We start from the raw sequence: 22,084 nt of genomic DNA on the forward strand, positions 1-22,084 counted from the left end.
GAGGTGTCAGCCGTCCGCACGCATGCGGGCGACGATGGCCTCCAATACCTCTTCGGCCCGATCGTTGTCGACCTGGCAGGTGCCGGCCGCCTGATGGCCGCCGCCGCCATATTGCAGCATCAGCGGGCCGATGTCGGTCTTGGAGCTGCGGTTCAGGATCGACTTGCCGCAGGCCAGCACCGTGTTCTGCTGCTTCAGGCCCCACAGCACATGGATCGACACGTTGGTGTCGGGGAACAGCGCGTAGATCATGAAGCGGTTGCCGGCATAGATCGTCTCCTCCCGGCGGAGGTCGAGCACGACGACGTTGCCGCGCACGGTAGAGCAGCGCTTCAACTGGTCGACGAACAGCTCGGCATGCTGGGTGTAGAGCTCCACCCGCTCCTTCACATCGGGCAGTTCCAGGATCTGCTCGATGGAATGGCTGCGGCAGTAGTCGATCAGGTCCATCATCAGCTGGTAGTTCGACACCCGGAACTCGCGGAAGCGGCCGAGGCCGGTGCGCGCGTCCATGATGAAGTTCAGCAGGGTCCAGCCGGTGGGGTTGAGGATGTCCTCGCGCAGGTACTGCGCCGAGTCGGCCTGATCGACCGCCGCCATCATCTCGTCGGAGATGGTGGCGAAGCGCTCCTTCCCGCCATAGTAATCATAGACGACGCGGGCGGCGGACGGCGCCTTGGGGTCGATGATGTGGTTCGCCTTCTCGCCGACGCGCATGGTCTCCGACAGGTGATGGTCGAACACCAGATGGGCGCCCTCGACGTAAGGCAGGTTCGTGGTGATGTCGCGGCCGGTGATCTCGATCTTGCCGTCCTGCATGTCCTTGGGATGGACGAACTTGATCTCGTCGAGGATGCCCAGATCCTTCAGCAGGACGGCGCAGACCAGCCCATCGAAATCGGACCGGGTGACGAGGCGGTATTTCGCGACTTCGGACATGCAAGCTTCCCCTGGCGGCCGTCTTGGTTGAGCGCTGGCCGGAAGGGTAGTCGTCCACCCGTCCGGCGCGCAATCCTTTACCAGCGGCCGCGTCGGAGATCAGCCCCAGGGACCGCGGCGGTTCTGCGGCATGAAGCCGCCCTGGCTGCCCTGCGGCGGTGCGCCCCAGGGCGAGCGGCCGTCGCGCGGCGGGGTGTGGCCACCACCGAAGCCACCGCTGAAACCGCCACTCCCGAAGCCGCCGCCGAAGCTGCCGGTCTGGGCCGCCATCGCGCGCAGCCGCGCCACCCGCTCGCCCATGTCGGGGTGGGTGGAGAACAGGCTGGCCATGCTGGCGCCGCTGAGGGGGTTGGCGATGAACAGGTGGGCGGTCGCCGGGTGCGCCTCCGCCTGATAGTTGGGGATGTGGTTGGCGCTGTTGTGGATGTTGGTCAGCGCGTCGGCCAGCCAGTTGGGACGGCCGCAGATTTCCGCGCCGATGCGGTCGGCCTCGAACTCGCGGGTCCGGCTGATCGCCATCTGCACCAGCGTCGCGGCGATGGGGGCGAGGATGGCAGCCAGCACCGCGCCCACCATGCCCAGCGGGTTGCCGCCGCGCTCGTCGCTGCTGGAGGCGCCGAAGAACAGGCCGAAGTTGCCGAGCATCGACACCGCACCGGCGATGGTCGCGGTGATCGTCATGATCAGGGTGTCGCGGTTCTTCACATGGGCCAGTTCATGCGCCATCACGCCGGCGATCTCCTCCGGCGTCAGGCGCTGAAGCAGGCCGGTGGTGGCGGCGACCGCCGCATGCTCCGGATCGCGGCCGGTGGCGAAGGCGTTGGGCTGGTCGTTCTGGATGATGTAGACGCGCGGCATCGGCAGGCCGGCGCGCTCCGCCAACCGGGCGACGATGCCGTGGAACTCCGGCGCCGAATAGGCGTCGACCTCGCGGGCACCGTACATCGACAGCACCATGTCGCCGGAATTCCAGTAGCTGAACAGGTTCATGCCCAGCGCGACGACGAAGGCGATGATCAGGCCGGTCTTGCCGCCCAGCAGGAAGCCGACCGCCATGAAGATCGCCGTCAGGCCGGCAAGGAGAATGGTGGTCTTCAGATAGCTGGTCATGATCGCCATATCGGTTCAGGATGGGTCGAAGCGGGGTAACCCGCCCCGCTCCAAGCTATGTCCGAGATATGGACCCGACCCGGGCCCGCGTTCAAGATGCCCGCCAGAATGCCCGCAGTATCGCGATGGATATGATGACCGAACCGACCAAACCCAAGCAGACCACCGCCGACCCGGCGACCGACCGGACCGCTCCTGACGCCACCGAGACGAAGGGTCCCGAGCAGAAGCCCGGCGAGATCGGCGGCCCGAAGGGACCGGAGCCGACCCGCTATGGCGACTGGGAGTTCAAGGGACGCTGTTCGGACTTCTGATCGGGCAACTACTCCATCCGGCGCCCGGACACCGCGTCGAACAGGTGCAGGGCGTCGGCCTGCGGGGCGACGGTCATCCGGTCGCGCTCACGCACGGTGGGAATGCCGGCCATGCGGACCAGCAGCGTCTCGCCGTCCGGCAGGCGCCCATAGACCACCGTGTCGGCCCCCAGCGCCTCGACCAGTTCGATTTCGATGGAAAAGCCTTCCGCGGCGACCGCCATATGCTCCGGCCGGATGCCCAGCTTCACCGGACGGCCGGCGTCGGTCGGGCGCGGCTGCGGCAGGGGCAGGCGCTGCCCACCCGGCACCAGCACCGCCTCGCCGCGGTCGTCGATCCGGCCGTCCAGAACGTTCATCGGCGGGGAGCCGATGAAGCCGGCGACGAACAGGCTGGCCGGGCGCTGGTAGACCTCCAGCGGTGTGCCGATCTGCTCGGCGACGCCATGGTTCATCACCAGGATGCGGTCGGCCAGCGTCATCGCCTCCACCTGATCGTGGGTGACGTAGAGGCTGGTGATGCGCAGCCGGTCCTGCAGACGCTTGATCTCCACCCGCATCTGGGTGCGCAGCTTGGCGTCCAGGTTGGACAGCGGCTCGTCGAACAGGAAGGCCGCGGGTTCGCGCACGATGGCGCGACCCATGGCGACGCGCTGGCGCTGGCCGCCCGACAGCTGGCTCGGCCGGCGGTCGAGGAAGCGGCCCAGCTCCAGGATCTCCGCCGCCTTGTCGACGCGGGCGCGGATCTCCGCCTTGGGAATGCCTCGGATCTTCAGGCCATAGGCCATATTGTCGAAGACCGTCATGTGCGGATAGAGCGCGTAGTTCTGGAACACCATCGCGATGTCGCGGTCCTTGGGCTCCAGAGTGTTGACCACGCGTCCGCCGATGGCGATCTCGCCGCCGGTGATGCCCTCCAGCCCGGCGACCATGCGCAGCAGGGTGGACTTGCCGCAGCCGGACGGCCCCAGCAGGACGAGGAACTCGCCATCGCGGATCGCGATGTCGATGCCCTTGATCGCGTCGACCGGCCCGTAGGATTTGCGGACGTCGCGGATTTCAACGGTTGCCATTGTTCTTCTTTCCTTCGTCCGCGTCTTACTTTTCGCTGTCCACAAGACCCTTGACGAACCAGCGCTGCATGAACACCACCACCGCCACCGGCGGCAGCATCGCCAGCACCGTGGTCGCCATGATGAGGTTCCAGTCGTTGGCCGATTCGCCGGTGCCGATCATCTTGGTGATGCCGGTCACGATGGTTTCCATGTCGCCGCTGCTGGTGACCAGAAGCGGCCAGAGATACTGGTTCCAGCCATAGATGAAGAGGATGACGAACAGGGCTGCGATGTTGGTGCGCGACAGCGGCAGCACCACGTCGATGAAGAAGCGCACCGGCCCGGCGCCGTCGATCTTCGCCGCCTCCAGCAGCTCGTCCGGGATGGTCAGGAAGAACTGGCGGAACAGCAGCGTCGCGGTGGCCGACGCGATCAGCGGAATCGCCAGCCCGGCATAGGTGTTGATCAGGCCGAGATCGGCGACGACCTTGTAGGTCGGGATGATCCGCACCTCCACCGGCAGCATCAGCGTGATGAAGATCAGCCAGAAGAAGGCCATGCGCAGCGGGAAGCGGAAGAAGGCCACCGCATAGGCCGACAGGATCGAGATGGCGATCTTCCCCAGCGCGATGGCCAGCGCCATGATCAGGCTGTTCAGCATCATGGTGCGCACGGGCGTGTATTTGGCCCGCGCGCCCGCCTCGCCCGCCCAGGCCTGGGCGTAATTGTCCAGCCCCTGCCCGCCCGGCCACAGCGGCAGCCCGCCGCGGCCGATGGTGCCGGAATCCCAGGTGGAGCCGATCAGCGTCACATAGATCGGATAGGCGAAGATGAGGACGCCGACGATCAGGACGATGTGCGGCACGAGGTCGATGAATCGGGTCGGCTTCATGCGTAATGGACCTTGCGCTCGATGAAGCGGAACTGCACCGCGGTCAGAGCGATGACGATCACCATCAGGATCACCGATTGGGCCGACGATCCGCCGAGGTCGTTGTTGACCACGCCGTCATGGTAGACGCGGAAGATCAGCGTCTCCGTCGCCTTGCCCGGCCCGCCCTGGGTCAGGGCATGGATGGTGCCGAAGGTCTCGAAGAAGGCGTAGACCATGTCGACCACCAGCAGGAAGAAGGTGGTCGGCGACAGCAGCGGGAAGGTGATGGTGAGGAAGCGCCGCACCGGCCCGGCCCCGTCGATGCTGGCCGCCTCCATCACAGAACGCGGGATCGCCTGCAGGCCGGCCAGGAAGAAGATGAAGTTGTAGGCCACCTGCTTCCAGCTGGCGGCCATGATCACCATCCACAGCGCCTGCCCGCCGTTCAGCCGATAGTCCCAGTCATAGCCGAGCGCCCTCAACGCCCGGCCAAAGGACCCGATGTCGGGATTGAAGATAAACATCCACAGCACCGCCGCGACCGCCGGCGCCAGGGCGTAGGGCCAGATCAGCAGCGTCTTGTAGGCGCGCGCACCCTTGATCTTGGAATCGGCCAGCACCGCCAGCAGCAGCGCCGTGCCCATCGACAGCACGGTGACCGCGACGCTGAAGACAACGGTGACCTTCAGCGTGTCGAGATAGTTCGGGTCGGTCAGCACATGTTCGAAATTCTCGAACCAGACAAACTCGCTGCGGATGCCGAAGGCGTCCTGCAGATGCACCGACTGCCAGACGGCCTGGGCCGCCGGCCAGATGAAGAACACCAGAGTCACCGCCACCTGCGGCGCGAGCAGCAGATAGGGCAGCAGCCGGCTGTCGAATGTCACGCGACGCTGCAAAGGATGGTCTTTCGTGGGTTGGGCGTAGCGCTTGGGGGATTTCCCCCTCTCCCCGGGGGGAGAGGGGATCCTGGAGTCCCTCAGCCAATCAGCCCTTGTTGGCGCGCTCGAAGTTGCGCAGCACGGCGTTGCCGCGCTTCACCGCGGAGTCCAGCGCCTGTTTGGCGTCCTGCTGGCCCTGGAAGGCCTTCTCAAGCTCTTCCTGGATGATGTTGCGGATTTCCGGCAGGTTGCCCAGCCGCAGGCCCATGCTGTTCTCGGTGGTCGGCGTGCGGGTCAGCTGGGCGGCCGGCACGTCGGCGCCGGGATTCTTCTCGTAATAGCCCTGGGCCTTGGCCAGTTCGAAGCCCTTCATCGTCACCGGGACATAGCCGGTGTCCATGTGCCACTTCGCATCGACCTCCGGCCGGGCGAGATAGCTGAAGAACTGCGACACCGCCTTGTATTCGGCCGGCGTGCGCTTGGGCGAGGTCATGACCCAGAAGGCGGCGCCGCCGATGATGCTGTTCTTCGGGCCGTCCTTGGCGAATTCCGGCCAGTAGGGCAGCGGCGCGGCGCCCCAGGCGAAGGTCGCCTCCTTGGTGGTGCGGCTGCGCAGGCCGGACGAGCCGTGGATCATCGCGCATTCGCCCGACGGGAACAGGGCGTCCGGCTTGTTGTCGCGGCCGCCATACTTGAACAGCCCCTCCTTCTGCATGTCGATCAGCGTCTGCACATGCTTGACGAAGAGCGGCGCGTCGACCTTCAGCTCGGCGTTCAGACCGTCGAAGCCGTTGGCCTGGCTGGCGAAGGGGGTGTTGTGGATGGCGCCCAGCTGTTCGAACTGCGCCCACACCGGCCAGGAGGTGGTGAAGGGGCAGGTCGAGCCCGACGCTTTCAGCTTCTTCGTCGCCTCGATCATCTCCGGCCAGGTCGCCGGCGGCTTGTTCGGGTCGAGGCCGGCCTTCTGGAAGGCGTCCTTGTTGTAGAACATGATGGTGCTGGAGCTGTTGAACGGCAGCGCCATCATCTTCCCGTCCTTGGACGAGTAATAGCCCTTCACCGCCGGGATGTAGGCGTCGGCATCGAAGGCCGCACCCGTCTCCTGCATCAGCTGGTAGACCGGCTTCACCGCCGGGCCGGCCGCCATCATGGTGGCGGTCCCGACCTCGAACATCTGGACGACGTGCGGGGCGTTGCCGGCCCGGAAGGCGGCGATGGCCGCCTGCATCGTCTCGGGATAGGCCCCCTTGTAGGAGGCGTTGACCTGGACCGCCTGCTGGCTGTCGTTGAAGTCCTTGACGACCTGCTCCAGCTGGCCGCCCAGCGGCTGCGGCAGGCCGTGCCAGAAATCGATCACCGTTTTGGATTGCGCCAGCGCGGACCCCGGAAGGGCGGCGAACAGCAGCGCGGTGGTGGTGGCGGCGCCCGTCAGGAGGGCAAGCTTGCGGCGGGTCAACATGCGGTGGGTCTCCCTGTCCCGGTATGGTGCGCGGTTGTCATGAGGGCAATGGGTTGCCGTCCCGCGACGCTTTCGTGAAGTTTTGGTGGCAGACGCATGCGGCCATATGTTTGGCCATTTGTTTGCGCTTGCGAAAAGCACTGATAACCCGATGATCGCTTTCGAAATTGTTTGGTTGCTCTAATCGTCACACTGCCCATGCACGACCGGGTCTGTCAAGACGCCGCATTGCGGTTTTGTGACGTGAAAATCCGGCCAAATGGAATGTTGCGGAGCGAAAATGCGCAGGCGCGGAAAGGCTAACGCGAACAGATGACGTCCGGTCGCCATGCACCCACCCCCGCCTGCAGACTGCGGCTGAGCAGGCGGCGCAGTGCCGCGGGGTCGCAGGGCTTGTGGACCAGCGGAAGACCGCTGCGGTCGACGCTGCGCAGGCGGTCGGGGTCGGTGTCGCCGGTCACGATCACGCCCGGCACGCGCCGGCCGCAACGGGCGCGCACCGCCTGGATGGCGTCGATGCCGGTCTCCGGCCCCGACAGGCGCAGGTCGGACAGCACGAGGTCCGGGGAGGCGGCGGCGCTGTCCAACTCGGCGCAGGCCTCGACGATGCCGCGGGCGGGGATGACGGCATAGCCCCAGCCGCGCAGCAGCATGCCGATCCCCTCCAACTGCATGGCATCATCCTCGATCACCAGCACCGTACCGGCCTTTGCCGGGGCGGCGGACGCCGAGGTTCCGACTGCCGGTTCCGGTTCGCTGTCGGCGGAATCGTCGCCCGACCGGTCGCCGTCGGAACCGGACAGCGGCACCTCCACCGCGAAGACCGAGCCCTTGCCGAGCTTGGAGCGCACCGTCACCGGGTGCCCCAGCACCTGGGCCAGCCGCCGCACGATGGCGAGCCCCAGCCCCAGCCCCTGCTTGCGGTCGCGGCCGGGGTTGCCGAGCTGGTGGAAGTCCTCGAAGATCACGGCATGGTTGGCCGGGTCGATGCCGACGCCGGTGTCCCACACCTCGATGCGCAGGGTGTCGCCGCGCCGCCGCGCCGCCAGCAGGATGCCGCCCTTCAGGGTGTAGCGCAGGGCGTTCGCCAGGATCGGCCGCAGCAGCCGTTCCATCAGCGCGGGATCGCTGGAGACCTGGGCATCGAGCGGACGGACGTTGAAACGCAGCCCCTTGGCCTCCGCCTCCGGCCCGAACTCCTCAAGCATCTTGGCGAGCAGTTCGTCGACCGGGAAGGTCTGCGGCTTGGCGGTGACCAGCCCGGCTTCCAGCGCCGACACCTCCAGCAGGGCGCGCAGCAGCGTCTCGCCGCCGACGATCGCCTGTTCCAGCTTGTTCGCCAGTTCGATGGAGGCCGGATCGGTCAGCCGGCCGATCAGCAGATGGTGGAACAGGTGCATCGCCTGGAAGGGCTGGCGCAGATCGTGGCTGGCCGCCGACAGGAACTTGCCCTTGGCGGTGCGGGCGCGCTCCGCGTCGGCACGCGCCTGCACAGCCTCCGCACGCGCCTCTGCCAAGGCGGCCGCACCGGCATCGGCGATCAGCGCCACCGCGCGGATGGCGCCGCCGGCATCCCGCACCGGGTTCAGCGCCACGGGCCGCCCAAGGCCGGGAAACGGTCCGGCACTGCTCGCCGCTGTGCCCGTCGCCAGCACCTGGCGCCGCAGCACGTCGATCGCGTCCGCCGCCCCCGTCGGTAGCCCGCCCTCTGCCAGGGTTCGCCCTTCCACCGCGTCCTGGGCGAGGCCGAGGGCCTCGGCGAAGGCGCGGTTCGCCACCAGCACGCGCCCGTCCTCGCCAAGCAACGCATGGGGGCCGTCGTTGGCCGACAGCAGCGCGTCGAACCAGTCCGCGCGGGTCGGCGTCTGTCCTTGGATGAGTGGCATCGGCATTTACTCGGCAAAACTGCGGGGAAGACCGAAGATAGAGGAAAAGGCGTTCCGAACTGTGGGAAAACGGGGATCGCGGGACCACCGCGTTACCTCTGCTTTATCTTGTGCTCCGATCGATCGTGTCAAATGTGACCTCAGTCCATCCCATAGCCTATGGTTCGTTCGAAGGCCCTAATGCTTTAAGCCGAGGCTGTGCCGTAACTCCTTTACCGCCAAGGTGGGAGGATGCTTTCGCATGCGGCCGAAGCCGCGCTATAAGACGGCATGGTGCAGCGCCGCCCTTCTCTCCCCGCCCTCTTGCGCAAACGCAAGCGATCCGCCGTCCGGCCGCCCCAGCCGCCGCGGGCGCTGGAGATTTCCGGCCTGCCGATTCCTCTGGAGCTGCGGGAGAGTGCGCGCGCCACCCGCATGACCTTGCGCGTCGATGCCGGGCGCGGGCTGGTGCAGGTTGTCGTTCCGGTCGGCGTGTCGGAGACCGACGCCCGCCAGTTCGTCGGCCGGCATGACGGCTGGCTGCGGGCGCGTCTGGCGGCGATGCCGCCCTCCCTCCCCTTCGCCGACGGCGCCTGTGTGCCTTATTTGGGCGTCGAGCATGTCATCCGCCACGACCCTGCCCTGCGCGGCCCGACCCGGATCGAGGAGGGCGCCCTGCTGGTCGGCGGCCAGCCGGAGCATGTGGCACGCCGCGTCCGCGATTTCCTGGCGGTCGAGGCGAAGCGCGAGCTGTCGACCCGCGCCCGCGTCAAGGCCGAGTCCATCGGCGCCCGCGTCGCTGCCGTCACCATCCGCGACACCAAGAGCCGCTGGGGCAGTTGCTCGTCCACCGGCCGGCTGTCCTTCTCCTGGCGCCTGATCATGACGCCGGAGCCGGTGCTGGACTATGTCGTCGGCCACGAGGTGGCGCACCTGCGCGAGATGAACCACTCCCCGCGCTTCTGGGCGCTGTGCGCCAGCCTGACCGCCGGGCGGAATGTCGAGCTTCCGCGGGCCTGGCTGAAGGTCAACGGCACGCGGCTGCTGCGATACGGGTGACGCGGAAGCGGCCGGGGCATAGTTCAGCCTCTACTCCACCGCCTCCGCCAACGGCGCCTGTGCCGTGTCGGCGTCGCGCCGGACGAAGGCCAGGAAGTCCTCGTAGGGCATCGGGCGGCCCAGCAAATAGCCCTGGCACTGGTCGCAGCCCATGGCGGCGAGACAGTGATACTGCTCCTCCGTCTCCACCCCCTCGGCCAGCGTCTGCATGCGCAAGCTGCGCGCCATTCCGATGATCGCCTCGGCGATGGCGCCGCTGTCCGGATTGCCGGCGCGCAGGCCGCTGACGAAGCTGCGGTCGATCTTCAGCTTGTCGACCCGGAAGCGCTTCAGATAGGCCAGCGAGGAATAGCCGGTGCCGAAGTCGTCGATGGCGAGCGGCACCCCCATCTCGCGCAGTTGCGAGAAGGTTTCCGACACCACGTCGGAATCGTCCATCAGGACGCTTTCCGTCACCTCCAGTTCCAGCGCCGAGGGCGGGATGCCGTAGGCCGACAGCCAGCCGGCCACCCGCTCCGCCAGTCCGGGGCGGCGCACCTGCACGGCCGACAGGTTGATGGCGATCAGCAGGTCCTGGTGCCGCAGCAGTTCCGCCGTGCGGCGGCAGGCCTCCCCCAGCACCCAATCGCCCAGCGGCAGGATCAGGCCGGTATCCTCGGCAACGGGGATGAACTGGCCGGGCATGATCAGCGTGCCGTCGGGCTGGCGCCAGCGCACCAGCGCCTCCGCCCCGATCAGCCGGCGGCCGTCCAGCGAGAACTGCGGCTGGAAATGCAGCTCCAGCTCGTTGTTGGCCAGGGCGCGGCGCAGGTTGTTCTCCGTCCACATCCGGTCCGAGGCGCGGCGGTTCAGTTCCGGCGTGAAGAACTGGTAGGTGGCGCGCCCGGCCTCCTTGGCGGCGTACATCGCCATGTCGGCGCTCTTCAGCAGCGCGTCGATGCCGGTGCCGTCGTCCGGGTAGATTGCGATGCCGATGGAGGGCGTGACCTGCAACTCGTGCCCGTCGATCAGATAGGGCTCCGACAGGGCGTGCAGCACCTTGCGTGCCACGATGCCGGCCGCGTCGGGGCTGTCCATGTCGCTGATGAGGATGATGAACTCGTCGCCGCCCTGGCGGCTGACCGTGTCGCTGGCGCGCACGGTGCCGAGCAGCCGCTCCGCCACCTCGCGCAGCAGCCCGTCTCCGACCTGATGGCCAAGGCTGTCGTTGATGGTCTTGAAGCGGTCGAGGTCGACGAACAGCAGCCCCACCTTGGTGCCGTGGCGTCCGGCGGCCAGCATGGCGCGCTCCAGCCGGTCGCGCAGCAGGAAACGGTTGGGCAGGTCGGTCAGGAAATCGAACTGCGCCAGATGGCGGATGCGTTCCTCCTGCGCGCGGGTCTCGGTGATGTCGGTGAAGGCGGCGATGTAGTTGGCGACCGCGCCATCCTCGTTCCGCACCATCTTGATGCTCAGCCACTCCGGGAACACCTCGCCGTTCTTGCGGGTGCTCCAGATCTCGCCGGCCCAATGGCCGTTTTCCCGCAGCTGCGCCCACAGGTCCTCATAGAAGCCCGGCGGATTGCGGTCGGAGCGCAGGAATTCCGGACCGCGGCCCAGCACCTCCTCGCGGTCATAGCCGGTGATGCGGGCGAAGGCGTCGTTGGCGGCGACGATCTTCTGGTTCTCATTGGCGACGAACATGCCCTCGGCCGCGTTGTCGAACACCTTGGCCGACAGCCGCAGTTGCCATTCCGCCCGCTTGCGCTCGCTGATGTCGCGGGCGATGGCGGAGTAGTAGACCTCACCTTCGTAGGTGATGCGGCTGGCCGTGACCTCCAGGTCCAGCGTGCGGCCGTCCGGGGTGTGGTAGACGGTCTCGTAATGGCTGGCCGCGTCCTCGCCTTCCGCCGCGAAGCGTTTCAGCAGGTCGGCCTGCCCCATCACCATATCTTCCAGCGTCCCGCCCAGCGCCTTGCAGCCGAAGGGGTTGATGTAGGCGATGTGCAGGTTCGCATCGGCCAGGACGACGATCTCCGACACATGGTCGACGAAGAAGTTGGCGAGGTAGAGCTGCCGCGCCCGTTCGCGCAGCATGCTGTCGCTGTGCCGGACCCGCAGCTGGTAACCGCCGACGATACGCCGGATCCAGCCGGTGACCAGCCAGGACACGCCAACCGACGCGGCCAGCGCCACGCCCAGCACCGCGACCGTGGTCCAGACGCGCAGGTTGACGCCTCGGCTGATCTCCGCCCGGCGGGCCTCCATCTCCTTGCCGACATCGTCGATGTAGAAGCCGGCAACGAGGATCCAGCCCCACACGGTGGGGGCGGAGACATAGGCCATCTTCGGCGTCGGCCGCGCGGTGACCGGGTGGATCCAGTCGTAGCGCACCTCCCCGCCGCCCTGGCGACCCTGCTCCAGCAGGCGGGTGACGAGATCGCGTTCGGTCTTCCACGGCAGGTCGCGCGCGTTCATCCCCTCCGACGCGGGCGCGGTGGGCGACAGCAGGACCTGCCCGTCCTGCCGCAGAACGCCGATATAGCCGGTCTCTCCGAAGCGGAAGGCGCGCAGCCGTTCCAGCGATTCGCGCTGAAGCTGCGCCTCCGCCGCGCCCAAGGAATCGCCGGCGCCGATCAGCCAGTCGAACGGTTCGAACCGGCGGACGAAGGCCAGCTTGTCCACCATCTGCGCCGGGTCGTCGGGCATGCGCCAGCGGTAGCGGGCGAAGCCGCGCAGGCTGGGGTCCTGGACCGCCCGCATCAGTTCGCGCACCGCCGCGGCACCCTGCGGATCGGGGGCCGCGAAGGGCGATGCCCCTTCCCGCGACGGATCGACCGGCATCAGCACCGCCTCGCCGTTCAGGTCGTGGATGAAATAGTAGCCGCGCCCGCCCGAGAAGCGGAGCGGCCGCAGCGTTTCCTTGATGGATTCCTTCACCGCCGCTTCGGGCAGGATGTCCTTTTCCCGGTCATGGACGCTGCGGGCGATGGCATAGGCCTCGTCCACCTGGGCGCGCAGATGCTCCTTCAGAAGCGGTTCGACGCGTGACCGCATGTAGGCCAGGTAGGACTGCGCGTTCTCGACCTCCTGCACCAGGGCCTGATGCTGCTCCTGGACATAGCGCGCCTCGCTCTGCTTCAGGTCGTGCTCCAGGTCGGCCCAATGCTGCCAGACAAAATAGAAACCGAGGCCGAGGACGAGCGCCGACACCAGCGCCATCGACGCCAGGAACTGCAGGCGGTAGAGCCGGGCCTCGTCTGACGAGCGCGACGGCGCACGGACCAGCTCGGCGACGGGGTCGGACAAGAAGGGCTCCCTTCGGATGGCCTGATCTGATGAGAATCGCGGAAACCGGACGGGAGCCGGCCCCGATGCGCTGTGCAAGTGTTGCTTAATGCTCGCAAGGATTCAACTGCAAGCGAATCAAATCCACCGAGGCGCGACTCTTTGACTGTTTTCCTCGCCCAATGATGGGAGACAGGCGGCGTGACCGCAAGTGCACAGGGAAACCGAGGAAACCCCGCCCGTCGAACATTAGGCGCGGATTCCCTTCGGCGGGCAACGGTTCGACCGCGAAGATTAATGCGGCCGCGGACAGCCCGGTCCGGACGGGCGAACCGGAGCATCGCGAGGCTTTAAAACGCAAGCCCACGCCGCTATGGTCGCGCGCGCGTGCAATGAGACCCGCAAGCCACCCTCAATCCAGCGCCCGCATCCTCCGGAGAGTGCCGATGATCCCCCGCTATACCCGCCCCGAAATGGCCCGCATCTGGGAGCCGGAAAACCGCTTCCGCATCTGGTTCGAGATCGAGGCGCATGCCTGCGACGCGCAGGCCGAGCTGGGCGTGATCCCGAAGGAGGCCGCCAAGGCGGTGTGGGAGCGCGGCAAGTGGGAGATCGACCGCATCGACGAGATCGAGCGCGAGACCCGTCACGACGTCATCGCCTTCCTGACCAACCTCGCCGAATATGTCGGCCCCGAGGCCCGCTTCGTCCACCAGGGCATGACCTCGTCGGATGTGCTGGACACCTGCCTCGCCGTGCAGCTGACCCAGGCCGCCGACCTGCTGCTGGCCGACATGGACGCCCTGCTGGCCGCGCTGAAGCGCCGGGCGTACGAGCACAAGGACACCGTCACCATCGGCCGCAGCCACGGCATCCATGCCGAGCCGACGACCTTCGGCCTGAAGCTGGCCGGCCATTACGCCGCCTTCGCCCGCGGGCGCGAGCGTCTGGTCCAGGCGCGCCAGGACATCGCCACCTGCGCCATCTCCGGCGCCGTCGGCACCTTCGCCAACATCGACCCGCGGGTCGAAGAGCATGTCGCCGCCAAGCTGGGCCTGTCGGTGGAGCCGGTGTCGACCCAGGTCATCCCGCGCGACCGCCACGCCTTCTACTTCTCGGTCCTGGGCGTGATCGCGTCGAGCATCGAGAATCTGGCCACGGAAATCCGCCACCTGCAGCGTACCGAGGTGCGCGAGGCGGAGGAATACTTCCACCCCGGCCAGAAGGGCTCGTCGGCGATGCCGCACAAGCGCAACCCGGTCCTGTCGGAGAACCTGACCGGTCTGGCCCGCATCGTGCGTTCCGCCGTGGTCCCGGCGCTGGAGAACGTGGCGCTGTGGCACGAGCGCGACATCTCGCACAGCTCGGTCGAGCGGATGATCGGCCCCGACGCCACCGTCACGCTCGACTTCGCCCTGGTGCGCCTGACCAGCATGATGGAAAAGCTGGTGGTCTATCCGGAGCGCATGCAGAAGAACCTGGACGATCTGGGCGGTCTGGTCTTCTCGCAGCGCGTGCTGCTGGCGCTGACCCAGGCCGGGATGAGCCGCGAGGACAGCTACAAGGCGGTGCAGCGCAACGCCATGCAGGTGTGGGAAAAGGGCGGCAACTATCTGGATCTGCTGTCGGCCGACCCCGACATCGCCAAGCATATCGGACGCGACAAGCTGGAGCCGATGTTCGACATGACCTACCACACCAAGCATGTCGACACCGTGTTCAAGCGCGTGTTCGGCGAGTGACCTTCTGATGGCGCGGGCCGTCATGGCGTCTTCCGCAGGGCGGCAAATACTTGCCGGTGGATGACAAACGGCCCGGCCGCACCTACTCTATCCTGAGAAGCATGTGCCCGGGCGGGGCAATCCTGAACAGAGCCCTGAACAGAACGAGGATTGGACCCATGGCGATGGAAGCCGCCACGATCGAAAAGCTCATCAAGGAGGGCATCCCGGACGCGGTCGTCGAGATCGCGGATCTGCGGGGCGACGGCGACCACTATGCCGCGCTCGTCACCTCCGCCGCCTTCAAGGGCAAGAGCCGGGTGCAGCAGCACCAGATGGTCTACGCGTCCCTGCAGGGCAAGATGGGCGGCGAACTGCACGCCCTGGCGCTGACCACCGCGGTGCCGGAAGGCGCCTGAGTACGGATGCCCGAGGGCGCCTGAGGACGGATGCCGGAAGGCGCCTGAATACAAGTCGCAACGGACATGGTCCCGGCACAGCCGGACCAAATCGGAAGGGTTATCGAGTCATGGTCGATCAGAACGTCGTCGAGCGCATCAAGCAGGACATCGAGGGCAACGATGTCGTGCTGTACATGAAGGGAACCCCGGTGTTCCCGCAGTGCGGCTTCTCCGCCGCCGTCGTCCAAGTGCTGAGCCACACCGGCGTCAAGTTCAAGGGCGTCAACATCCTGGAGGATCCGGGCCTGCGCCAGGGTCTGAAGGAATACTCGAACTGGCCGACCTTCCCGCAGCTCTACGTCAAGGGCGAGCTGGTCGGCGGCTGCGACATCGTCCGCGAGATGTACGAATCGGGCGAGCTGCAGACCCTGCTGGCCGACAAGGGCGTCGCCACCGGCGCCACCGCCTGACGCGGCCCGGATCTTAGGGACCAGAGCGAGAAACCCCGCTTCGGCGGGGTTTTTTGTCGAGTGAACATTTTGTTGAGTGAACAGGGCGCGGGGCGGGAGTGATGCCGGTTGCGCAGCCCGGCCATGTTCGTCCGCCCGCTGCCGGATTGCACAAACAATGTGCTAAACGAGCAGTATGGTTCAGACCCCGCCCCCCACCAAGGCCCCGACCTCCACAACCGCGGCATTCGTCGCGGCGCTGTCCTCCTACCTTATCTGGGGGTTGGTCAATCCGGTCTTCTTCAAATCGCTGGGCGACGTCGGCGCGGTGGAGATCGTGGCGCACCGCGTGGTCTGGACGGTGGTGCTGGTCGGCATCGGCGTGCTGGCCACCCGCGGGCCGGCGGCGGTTCTGGCAGCGGTGGGAAGCTGGCGCCAACTGGGCGTGTTCCTGGTCACCACGCTGCTGGTCACCACCAACTGGACCGTCTTCATCTGGGCGGTGGTCAACAGCCGGCTGGTCGAGGCCAGCCTTGGATACTTCATCAACCCGCTGGTCAATGTGCTGCTGGGCGTGCTGTTCCTGAACGAACGGCTCAGCCGCGGGCGGATGCTGGCGGTCGCCATCGCCGCGGCCGGCGTCGGCAGTCTCGTCGTCAGCTATGGCGCCGTGCCCTGGGTCGCCCTGTCGCTGGCGCTCTCCTTCGGCTTTTATGCGCTGGTGCGCAAGAAGGCGGCGGTCGATCCGGTGGTCGGCCTGCTGGTGGAAACCGCGCTGCTGCTGCCGGCCGCCCTCGGCTATCTGCTGTGGCTGGGCGGAAGCGGGGCCTTCGGCCATGAATGGGGCGAGAGCACCCTGCTGGTTCTGGCCGGGCCGATGACCGCGGTGCCGCTGGTGCTGTTCATGATCGGTGCGACCCGGTTGACCATGACCACGCTGGGTCTGCTGCAATATGTCGGGCCGACCGGGCAGCTTCTGCTGGGCGTGCTGGTCTATGGCGAGGCCTTCACCCGCAGCCATGCCATCACCTTCGCCTGCATCTGGGTGGCGCTGGCCGTCTTCACCGCCGACGCGGTGCACAGCCACCGCGCCTCAGCCCGTGCCGCAACTGCCGCGGAGTAACCGTTACCGCGGCGTCAGGCCGTGGGCGATGGTGTGGGACAGCGTGCCGACCATGGCGCAGATGCCGGCATCGTCGCGGCCGAAGACCACCTGATCGAGGAAGCCCAGCCCGAAACTGAGCGTCGCGATGCCGGCCGCCACATTGGCGAGGTCGGCGTCGGCGGCGATGGCGCCACGGTCGCGGAACCCCTCCAGCCGCTTGAGCAGGCAGGGAATGCGGCTCTGCGACAGGGTGCGGGCCATCTCGTCCGCCACCGCCTGATCGACCAGGGCGCGGGCCAGCACCACGCGGGTGAAGTCGCGGCATTCCCAGCTGTGCTTCAACTGCGCGTGCAGGAAACGGGCGAGATCGGTCTCCAGATCCTCGTCCGGCGGCGGCAGGTGGCAGCCGCCCGATTCCTCCCGCCAATAACGCTCCACCACCGCCAGCAGAAGCCCGCTCTTCCCTGAGAAATAGCGCTGGATCAGCTGTTCGTTGACCCCGGCCCGCCCGGCGATCTCGCGCGTCGTCGCCGCGTCGAAACCGCGCTCGGCGAACACCAGCTTGGCGGCGTCGAGCAGCGCGCCTTCCGTCGCGGCACGGTCGCGCTTGCGCGCCCCACCCTCACAGGCGCCGTCAGTGGCGCCGCTGCCCGGGCAGCAACCGTCCGCGTCCTTGCTTGTGTCCAAAACCCGTTCCTCTCCGGTGCGTCCCGTCAGCTTCATAATAAGTATGCAGATACATACTTGACAAGCGGCAGGCTCCGGTTCAAGTATGTATTCACATACATACAAGCCGACCATCCTATAAGTCTATTGCCCAACAGGGGGTATTCCCGCCATGCCGCAGAGCATCGACACGCACAGCACCGCCGCTCCCGATCTGTTCACGCCGCTGCGCCTCGGCGCGATCGAGCTGCCGAACCGCGTCGTCATGGCGCCGATGACCCGCAGCCGCGCCGGCGAGGGCAACTGCCCGACCGGGCTCACGGCCGAGTATTATGCGCAGCGCGCCTCGGCCGGCCTGATCATCACCGAGGCGACGCAGGTCTGCGACACCGCCCAGGGCTATCCCAACACGCCGGGTATCCACACCGACGCGCAGACGCTGGCTTGGCGCAAAGTGGCGGACGCCGTGCATGATGCAGGCGGGCGGATCGTCACCCAGCTCTGGCATGTCGGCCGCATTTCCCACCCGCGCTTCCAGCCGAACGGTGCCGCCCCGGTCGCCCCCTCGGCCATCGCGGCGAAGGGTCAGCTCTACACCGGTGCCGGCATGGAGCCCTTCCCGGTGCCGCGCGCTCTGGACACTTCCGAGATTCCCGGTCTGGTCCGCCATTTCGCCGATGCCGCCAAGCGCGCGGTGTTCGATGCCGGCCTGGACGGCGTCGAGATCCACGCGGCCAACGGCTATCTGATCGACCAGTTCCTGCGCGACAGCACCAACACCCGCACCGACCAGTATGGCGGGACGGTGGAGAACCGCTGCCGCTTCCTGCTGGAGATCCTGGAGGCCACGGCCCATGCCGTCGGCGCCGACCGCATCGGCGTCCGCCTGTCGCCGACCGGTGTGTTCAACGACATGAAGGACAGCGACCCGCTGCCGCATTTCCTGGCGATCACCAAGGCGCTGAATCCCTTCAACCTCGCCTATCTGCATGTGATCGAGGGACGGCCCGGCCACCACATGGCCCCGCCGGAGGGGGCGCCGCATGTGGCGTCCGCCCTGCGCACCGCCTTCAAGGGTCCGTTCATCCTGAATGGCGGCTACAGCCGCGGCGATGCCGACGCAGCACTCGCCAAGGGTGAGGCCGATGCGGTCAGCTTCGGCGAGGCCTTCATTTCCAACCCGGACCTGCCCGTGCGCTTCCGTGCTGATGCGCCGCTGGCCGAGCCGGACCGCACCACCTATTACGGCGGCGACGCCAAGGGCTACACCGACTATCCGGCCCTGGAATCCGTCGCAGCCTGACCGGATTGCGGCCCCCCTGCCCCGGCGGGGCCGCAATTGCTCTCGACGTGAGAGCGCGTCGTGAGAGCGTCGTGAGACGCAAATCCCCGCTGCCCCCGGCCCGGTTCCCCCCTGGGCCGGGGGGCTTTTTTATGTGGAGCCGGCCTCTACGCCGTCCCACCCTCTCCGTCCAGCCCGCGGGCCAAGGCGGCGATGGTGCCGTAACCGACCTGATCGGCCGGGTCGATCTCCGCCATCTTGGCAAGGATCGCCAGCGCCCTGTCGCGGTTGTGGCGGCGCAGCTCGATGAAAGCGAGGGCCTTCATGGTGAACAGGAAGAAGCGCGGCGGCCCGGCCGCCGTCCAGTCGGTGGAGTCCGCGGTCAGTTGCGACCAGTCCGCCTGAAAGCCGCCCTGGAGTGCGGCGGCATCCAGCCCGATGCGGGCCACCCGCTCCGCTTCCGCCAGCTTCTTGCGGTTGAAGTAGAATTTGTAGAGCGCATAGAAGACCGGCAGCACCCGCGGCCCCTTGCGATGCGCCTCCCACAGCAGTGACTCGCAGACCTCCGGCACGTCGCGGGCCTTCACCGCCTCCTGCAAAAGTTCGTCGATCTGTTCGGGCACGTCGCCGAAGGCCATGCGGCCGTTCGACATCCTGAGTTCGATCGGTTCGTCGCTCATCGCTTCCCTCGCCTTTCCGCTGCCTGGATTTTCTGTTGAGAAAATCAACCATCCGGCGCACCGACGACGCCACATGGTAGGCGCGCGGGCAAAGGGAAAGACCACAATATTTTTGTGCGGCGAAGTGTCGCGGCTGTCGCAAAGCCGACACGCGCCAAACCCGACAAAAACGTTGGAAGGCGAAACATTGTCGGACTATCGCCACGCCCCTCCGATCTGACAATCATTGCAAATCAATGCTTTGCCTGTTTGGCACACCGCTTGCTCTATTCCCCGTAAGATCGGCCGGCACCCCCGGCTACGCGGCTTGAGGAGGCGGGACATGGTGACTCTGACGGATGCGGCGGTTTCCACCCTGGAACAGGTCCTGGCGAAGTCGGGCGGTGCGGCGGCCGGCTTGCGGATCGCCGTGACCGACGGCGGCTGCGCCGGCCTGAAATACCAGATGGGTCTGGAGGCGGCGGCCGGCGATGACGACGCGGTGCTCAGCTTCGGCCCGGTCACCATCTTCGTCGACGCCAACAGCCAGCCCCTCCTGTCCGGCGTGGTGGTCGATTTCGTCGAGGGCATCGAAGGCTCCGGCTTCAAGTTCGACAACCCGAACGCGACAAGCAGCTGCGGCTGCGGCAAGTCCTTCTCGGCCGGTGAAGGCGGGGGCGGCTCCTGCTCCACCTCCCCGTCCAGCTGCGGATCGTCGGCCCCTTACTCCACTCACTGATCCCGCTTCCGGACACTCTTCCCCTAGGCGCGCACCCCACGGAAAGGCAGCAGCGACATGTGGAACTACACCGACAAGGTCAAGGAACACTTCTTCAACCCGAAGAACTCCGGTGTCCTGGACAGCGCCAACGCGGTCGGCGAGGTCGGCTCCATCACCTGCGGCGACGCGCTGCGTCTGATGCTGAAGGTCGATTCCGACACCCAGATCATCCTCGATGCGAAGTTCCAAACCTTCGGTTGCGGCTCGGCCATCGCCTCCTCCTCGGCGCTGACCGAGATGATCATCGGCAAGACGGTGGACGAGGCGCTGACGCTGACCAACCGCGACATCGCCGAATATCTGGGCGGCCTGCCGCCGGAGAAGATGCACTGCTCCGTCATGGGCGCCGAGGCGCTGCGCGCCGCCATCGCCAACTACAAGGGCGAGGCGTGGGAAGACGATCATGAGGAAGGCGAGCTGGTCTGCAAATGCTTCGGCATCGACGCCGCCATGATCGAGCGCGCGGTGAGCGTCAACGGCCTGACCACGCTGGAGGAGGTCACCCACTACACCAAGGCCGGCGGCTCCTGCCAGACCTGCCACGAGAAGATCGAGGAGGTGCTGGAAGAGGTGCTGGCGAAGACCGGCGCCCTGACGCCCGCCAAGAAGCACACCCCCGGCACGGTCGGCCTCGACGCCATCAAGCCGCTGGAACCGAAGGCCGAACCGGCCGCGGCGCCCAAGTTGACGAACGTCCAGCGCATGCAGGCCATCATGTCCGCCATCGAGGAGATGCGTCCGCAGATCCAGCGTGACGGCGGCGACGTGGAACTGGTCGACATCGACGGCAAGGACATCTACGTCCGGCTCTCCGGCGCCTGCTCCGGCTGTTCGCAGTCGGCCGGCACGATGATGGGCGTGCAGATGAAGCTGGTCGAGAAGCTCGGCGAGTTCGTGCGGGTCAAGCCCGCGTCCCTCATGCCGGCCCACGCGGGCTAAGGGGAGCGCCAAGCCATGAGCCAGGGCATCTATCTCGACAACAACGCCACCACCCGCGTCGATCCGGAAGTTCTGCAGGAAATGCTGCCGCTCTTCACCGAGCATTTCGGCAACGCCTCCTCCATGCACGGCTTCGGCGCCGCGGTTGGCGGCAAGATCGAATGGGCGCGCAAGCAGGTCCAGGCCCTGCTGGGCGCCGCCCATGACAGCGAAATCGTCTTCACCTCCGGCGGGACGGAGAGCGACAACACCGCCATCCTGTCGGCGCTGGAGGCCTATCCGAAGAAGCGCGAGATCGTCACCAGCGTGGTCGAACACCCCGGCGTGCTGGCGCTCTGCGAGTATCTGGAGAAGAAGCGCAGCTACAAGGTCCATCGCATCCCGGTGGACGGCAAGGGCAACCTCGACATGGAGGCCTACCGCGCGGCGCTGTCCGACCAGGTCGCCATCGTCTCCATCATGTGGGCCAACAACGAGACCGGGACGATCTTCCCGGTGGAGGAACTGGCGCGCATGGCGAAGGAGGTCGGCGCCCTCTTCCACACCGACGCGGTGCAGTCGGTCGGCAAGATCCCGGTGAAGCTCGCCGACAGCGCCATCGACATGCTGTCGCTGTCCGGCCACAAGCTGCACGCCCCCAAGGGCATCGGCGCGCTCTACGTCAAGCGCGGCCTGCGCTACCGCCCGATGCTGCGCGGCGGCCATCAGGAACGCTCGCGCCGCGCCGGCACCGAGAATGCGCCGGGCATCGTCGGGCTGGGCGCCGCCGCCCAACTGGCGCTGGTCCATATGGGCGACGAGAACACGCGGGTGAAGGCGCTGCGCGATAAGCTGGAACAGGCGATCCTGGCGGCGGTGCCGAGCTGCTTCGTCACCGGCAACCCGGACAACCGCCTGCCCAACACCTGCAACATCGCCTTCGAGTATATCGAGGGCGAGGCGATCCTCCTGCTGCTGAACGAGGCCGGCATCGCCGCGTCCTCCGGCTCCGCCTGCACGTCGGGGTCGCTGGAGCCCAGCCACGTCATGCGCGCCATGGGCGTGCCCTACACCGCAGCCCATGGCGCCACCCGCTTCTCGCTGTCGCGCGAAACGACGGAGGAGGAGATCGACCGGGTGATCGCCGTGGTGCCGGGCATCATCGCCAAGCTGCGCAGCCTGTCGCCCTACTGGCAGCAGGAAGCCGGCAAGCCCAAAGAGTTCGCACCCGTTTATTCGTAACACCGGAATCGCAGGCCGGGTCGATGGCCCGTCCCGG

The 22,084-nt window shown here is 67.0% G+C and carries 20 protein-coding genes; 10 read left to right on the forward strand and 10 right to left on the reverse strand.

Going from position 1 to position 22,084, the window contains the following annotated elements:
* Window positions 1-6 precede the first annotated feature (6 nt).
* Together FZ983_RS20760 and htpX are read right to left on the reverse strand one after the other, a co-directional pair.
* Window positions 7-939 carry an exopolyphosphatase gene (locus tag FZ983_RS20760; protein ID WP_149225425.1) on the reverse strand — a complete coding sequence of 311 codons (933 nt, stop codon included), beginning with the start codon at window positions 937-939 and terminating at the stop codon, window positions 7-9.
* Window positions 940-1,038: 99 nt separating this feature from the next.
* The gene (gene htpX / locus FZ983_RS20765; protein WP_149225426.1) at window positions 1,039-2,058 is read right to left on the reverse strand and encodes a zinc metalloprotease HtpX; all 1,020 of its coding nucleotides are present in this window, start codon (window positions 2,056-2,058) and stop codon (window positions 1,039-1,041) included.
* 116 nt (window positions 2,059-2,174) lie between these two features.
* On the opposite strand from htpX, the gene FZ983_RS20770 reads away from it, so the two are divergent.
* On the forward strand, window positions 2,175-2,363 hold the full coding sequence (locus tag FZ983_RS20770) for a succinate dehydrogenase assembly factor 4 (RefSeq protein ID WP_149225427.1): 189 nt from the start codon (window positions 2,175-2,177) through the stop codon (window positions 2,361-2,363).
* Window positions 2,364-2,371: 8 nt separating this feature from the next.
* Here FZ983_RS20770 and FZ983_RS20775 read toward each other — a convergent pair whose 3' ends face one another.
* From FZ983_RS20775 to FZ983_RS20795, 5 genes are all read right to left on the reverse strand, one after another.
* Complete coding sequence (locus FZ983_RS20775; RefSeq protein ID WP_149225428.1) at window positions 2,372-3,436, reverse strand: sn-glycerol-3-phosphate import ATP-binding protein UgpC; 1,065 nt, start codon at window positions 3,434-3,436, stop codon at window positions 2,372-2,374.
* Between the two features lie 25 nt (window positions 3,437-3,461).
* Window positions 3,462-4,310: a sn-glycerol-3-phosphate ABC transporter permease UgpE gene (gene ugpE / locus FZ983_RS20780; RefSeq protein WP_149225429.1), complete on the reverse strand. Its 849-nt coding sequence runs from the start codon at window positions 4,308-4,310 to the stop codon at window positions 3,462-3,464.
* The gene (ugpA, locus tag FZ983_RS20785) at window positions 4,307-5,191 is read right to left on the reverse strand and encodes a sn-glycerol-3-phosphate ABC transporter permease UgpA (protein ID WP_149225430.1); all 885 of its coding nucleotides are present in this window, start codon (window positions 5,189-5,191) and stop codon (window positions 4,307-4,309) included. The genes ugpE and ugpA overlap by 4 nt, the downstream gene beginning before the upstream one ends.
* Before the next feature lie 88 nt (window positions 5,192-5,279).
* Window positions 5,280-6,632, reverse strand: a complete 1,353-nt coding sequence (ugpB, locus tag FZ983_RS20790; RefSeq protein ID WP_149225431.1) for a sn-glycerol-3-phosphate ABC transporter substrate-binding protein UgpB — start codon at window positions 6,630-6,632, stop codon at window positions 5,280-5,282.
* 299 nt (window positions 6,633-6,931) lie between these two features.
* Window positions 6,932-8,518, reverse strand: a complete 1,587-nt coding sequence (locus tag FZ983_RS20795) for a PAS domain-containing sensor histidine kinase (RefSeq protein ID WP_149225432.1) — start codon at window positions 8,516-8,518, stop codon at window positions 6,932-6,934.
* 270 nt (window positions 8,519-8,788) lie between these two features.
* On the opposite strand from FZ983_RS20795, the gene FZ983_RS20800 reads away from it, so the two are divergent.
* A complete protein-coding gene (locus FZ983_RS20800) occupies window positions 8,789-9,556 on the forward strand; it encodes a SprT family zinc-dependent metalloprotease (protein ID WP_149225433.1) in 768 nt (255 codons plus the stop codon).
* Window positions 9,557-9,586: 30 nt separating this feature from the next.
* On the opposite strand, the gene FZ983_RS35115 is transcribed toward FZ983_RS20800, so the two are convergent.
* Window positions 9,587-12,844 (reverse strand): EAL domain-containing protein, encoded by a 3,258-nt coding sequence (locus FZ983_RS35115; RefSeq protein WP_149225434.1) that lies wholly within the window; start codon window positions 12,842-12,844, stop codon window positions 9,587-9,589.
* A 425-nt stretch (window positions 12,845-13,269) separates the two neighbouring features.
* Between FZ983_RS35115 and purB the strand changes: the two genes are divergently transcribed.
* The 4 genes from purB (at window position 13,270) to rarD (ending at window position 16,517) form a co-directional block, all read left to right on the forward strand.
* Window positions 13,270-14,565 (forward strand): adenylosuccinate lyase, encoded by a 1,296-nt coding sequence (purB, locus tag FZ983_RS20810; protein ID WP_149225435.1) that lies wholly within the window; start codon window positions 13,270-13,272, stop codon window positions 14,563-14,565.
* A 158-nt stretch (window positions 14,566-14,723) separates the two neighbouring features.
* Window positions 14,724-14,963 carry a BolA family transcriptional regulator gene (locus FZ983_RS20815; RefSeq protein WP_012973287.1) on the forward strand — a complete coding sequence of 80 codons (240 nt, stop codon included), beginning with the start codon at window positions 14,724-14,726 and terminating at the stop codon, window positions 14,961-14,963.
* A 110-nt stretch (window positions 14,964-15,073) separates the two neighbouring features.
* On the forward strand, window positions 15,074-15,415 hold the full coding sequence (grxD, locus tag FZ983_RS20820; protein WP_149225436.1) for a Grx4 family monothiol glutaredoxin: 342 nt from the start codon (window positions 15,074-15,076) through the stop codon (window positions 15,413-15,415).
* A 175-nt stretch (window positions 15,416-15,590) separates the two neighbouring features.
* A complete protein-coding gene (gene rarD / locus FZ983_RS20825) occupies window positions 15,591-16,517 on the forward strand; it encodes an EamA family transporter RarD (protein ID WP_149225437.1) in 927 nt (308 codons plus the stop codon).
* 3 nt (window positions 16,518-16,520) lie between these two features.
* On the opposite strand, the gene FZ983_RS20830 is transcribed toward rarD, so the two are convergent.
* Window positions 16,521-17,186 carry a TetR/AcrR family transcriptional regulator gene (locus FZ983_RS20830; protein ID WP_149225438.1) on the reverse strand — a complete coding sequence of 222 codons (666 nt, stop codon included), beginning with the start codon at window positions 17,184-17,186 and terminating at the stop codon, window positions 16,521-16,523.
* Window positions 17,187-17,337: 151 nt separating this feature from the next.
* Here FZ983_RS20830 and FZ983_RS20835 point away from each other — a divergent pair, with 151 nt between their 5' ends.
* Complete coding sequence (locus tag FZ983_RS20835; RefSeq protein WP_149225439.1) at window positions 17,338-18,468, forward strand: alkene reductase; 1,131 nt, start codon at window positions 17,338-17,340, stop codon at window positions 18,466-18,468.
* A gap of 146 nt (window positions 18,469-18,614) precedes the next feature.
* On the opposite strand, the gene FZ983_RS20840 is transcribed toward FZ983_RS20835, so the two are convergent.
* Window positions 18,615-19,127, reverse strand: coding sequence for a hypothetical protein (locus FZ983_RS20840; protein WP_149225440.1), 513 nt, complete (start codon window positions 19,125-19,127; stop codon window positions 18,615-18,617).
* 322 nt (window positions 19,128-19,449) lie between these two features.
* Between FZ983_RS20840 and FZ983_RS20845 the strand changes: the two genes are divergently transcribed.
* From FZ983_RS20845 to nifS, 3 genes are read left to right on the forward strand one after another with little or no spacing between them, the layout of a single operon-like run.
* A complete protein-coding gene (locus tag FZ983_RS20845) occupies window positions 19,450-19,845 on the forward strand; it encodes an iron-sulfur cluster assembly accessory protein (protein ID WP_149225441.1) in 396 nt (131 codons plus the stop codon).
* A 57-nt stretch (window positions 19,846-19,902) separates the two neighbouring features.
* On the forward strand, window positions 19,903-20,826 hold the full coding sequence (gene nifU, locus FZ983_RS20850; protein ID WP_149225442.1) for a Fe-S cluster assembly protein NifU: 924 nt from the start codon (window positions 19,903-19,905) through the stop codon (window positions 20,824-20,826).
* A gap of 15 nt (window positions 20,827-20,841) precedes the next feature.
* The gene (nifS, locus tag FZ983_RS20855; protein ID WP_149225443.1) at window positions 20,842-22,047 is read left to right on the forward strand and encodes a cysteine desulfurase NifS; all 1,206 of its coding nucleotides are present in this window, start codon (window positions 20,842-20,844) and stop codon (window positions 22,045-22,047) included.
* Window positions 22,048-22,084 lie beyond the last annotated feature (37 nt).

It is taken from the genome of Azospirillum sp. B21 (assembly GCF_008364825.1).
In the GTDB taxonomy this organism is placed as follows: Bacteria; Pseudomonadota; Alphaproteobacteria; order Azospirillales; family Azospirillaceae; genus Azospirillum.

Bases quoted from the DNA above. Each gene is read 5' to 3' on its own strand.
- FZ983_RS20760 (WP_149225425.1), bottom strand. From the start codon at position 939: ATGTCCGAAGTCGCGAAATACCGCCTCGTCACCCGGTCCGATTTCGAT.
- htpX (WP_149225426.1), bottom strand. From the start codon at position 2,058: ATGGCGATCATGACCAGCTATCTGAAGACCACCATTCTCCTTGCCGGC.
- FZ983_RS20770 (WP_149225427.1), top strand. From the start codon at position 2,175: ATGGATATGATGACCGAACCGACCAAACCCAAGCAGACCACCGCCGAC.
- FZ983_RS20775 (WP_149225428.1), bottom strand. From the start codon at position 3,436: ATGGCAACCGTTGAAATCCGCGACGTCCGCAAATCCTACGGGCCGGTC.
- ugpE (WP_149225429.1), bottom strand. From the start codon at position 4,310: ATGAAGCCGACCCGATTCATCGACCTCGTGCCGCACATCGTCCTGATC.
- ugpB (WP_149225431.1), bottom strand. From the start codon at position 6,632: ATGTTGACCCGCCGCAAGCTTGCCCTCCTGACGGGCGCCGCCACCACC.
- FZ983_RS20795 (WP_149225432.1), bottom strand. From the start codon at position 8,518: ATGCCACTCATCCAAGGACAGACGCCGACCCGCGCGGACTGGTTCGAC.
- FZ983_RS20800 (WP_149225433.1), top strand. From the start codon at position 8,789: ATGGTGCAGCGCCGCCCTTCTCTCCCCGCCCTCTTGCGCAAACGCAAG.
- purB (WP_149225435.1), top strand. From the start codon at position 13,270: ATGATCCCCCGCTATACCCGCCCCGAAATGGCCCGCATCTGGGAGCCG.
- FZ983_RS20815 (WP_012973287.1), top strand. From the start codon at position 14,724: ATGGCGATGGAAGCCGCCACGATCGAAAAGCTCATCAAGGAGGGCATC.
- grxD (WP_149225436.1), top strand. From the start codon at position 15,074: ATGGTCGATCAGAACGTCGTCGAGCGCATCAAGCAGGACATCGAGGGC.
- rarD (WP_149225437.1), top strand. From the start codon at position 15,591: ATGGTTCAGACCCCGCCCCCCACCAAGGCCCCGACCTCCACAACCGCG.
- FZ983_RS20835 (WP_149225439.1), top strand. From the start codon at position 17,338: ATGCCGCAGAGCATCGACACGCACAGCACCGCCGCTCCCGATCTGTTC.
- FZ983_RS20840 (WP_149225440.1), bottom strand. From the start codon at position 19,127: ATGAGCGACGAACCGATCGAACTCAGGATGTCGAACGGCCGCATGGCC.
- FZ983_RS20845 (WP_149225441.1), top strand. From the start codon at position 19,450: ATGGTGACTCTGACGGATGCGGCGGTTTCCACCCTGGAACAGGTCCTG.
- nifU (WP_149225442.1), top strand. From the start codon at position 19,903: ATGTGGAACTACACCGACAAGGTCAAGGAACACTTCTTCAACCCGAAG.
- nifS (WP_149225443.1), top strand. From the start codon at position 20,842: ATGAGCCAGGGCATCTATCTCGACAACAACGCCACCACCCGCGTCGAT.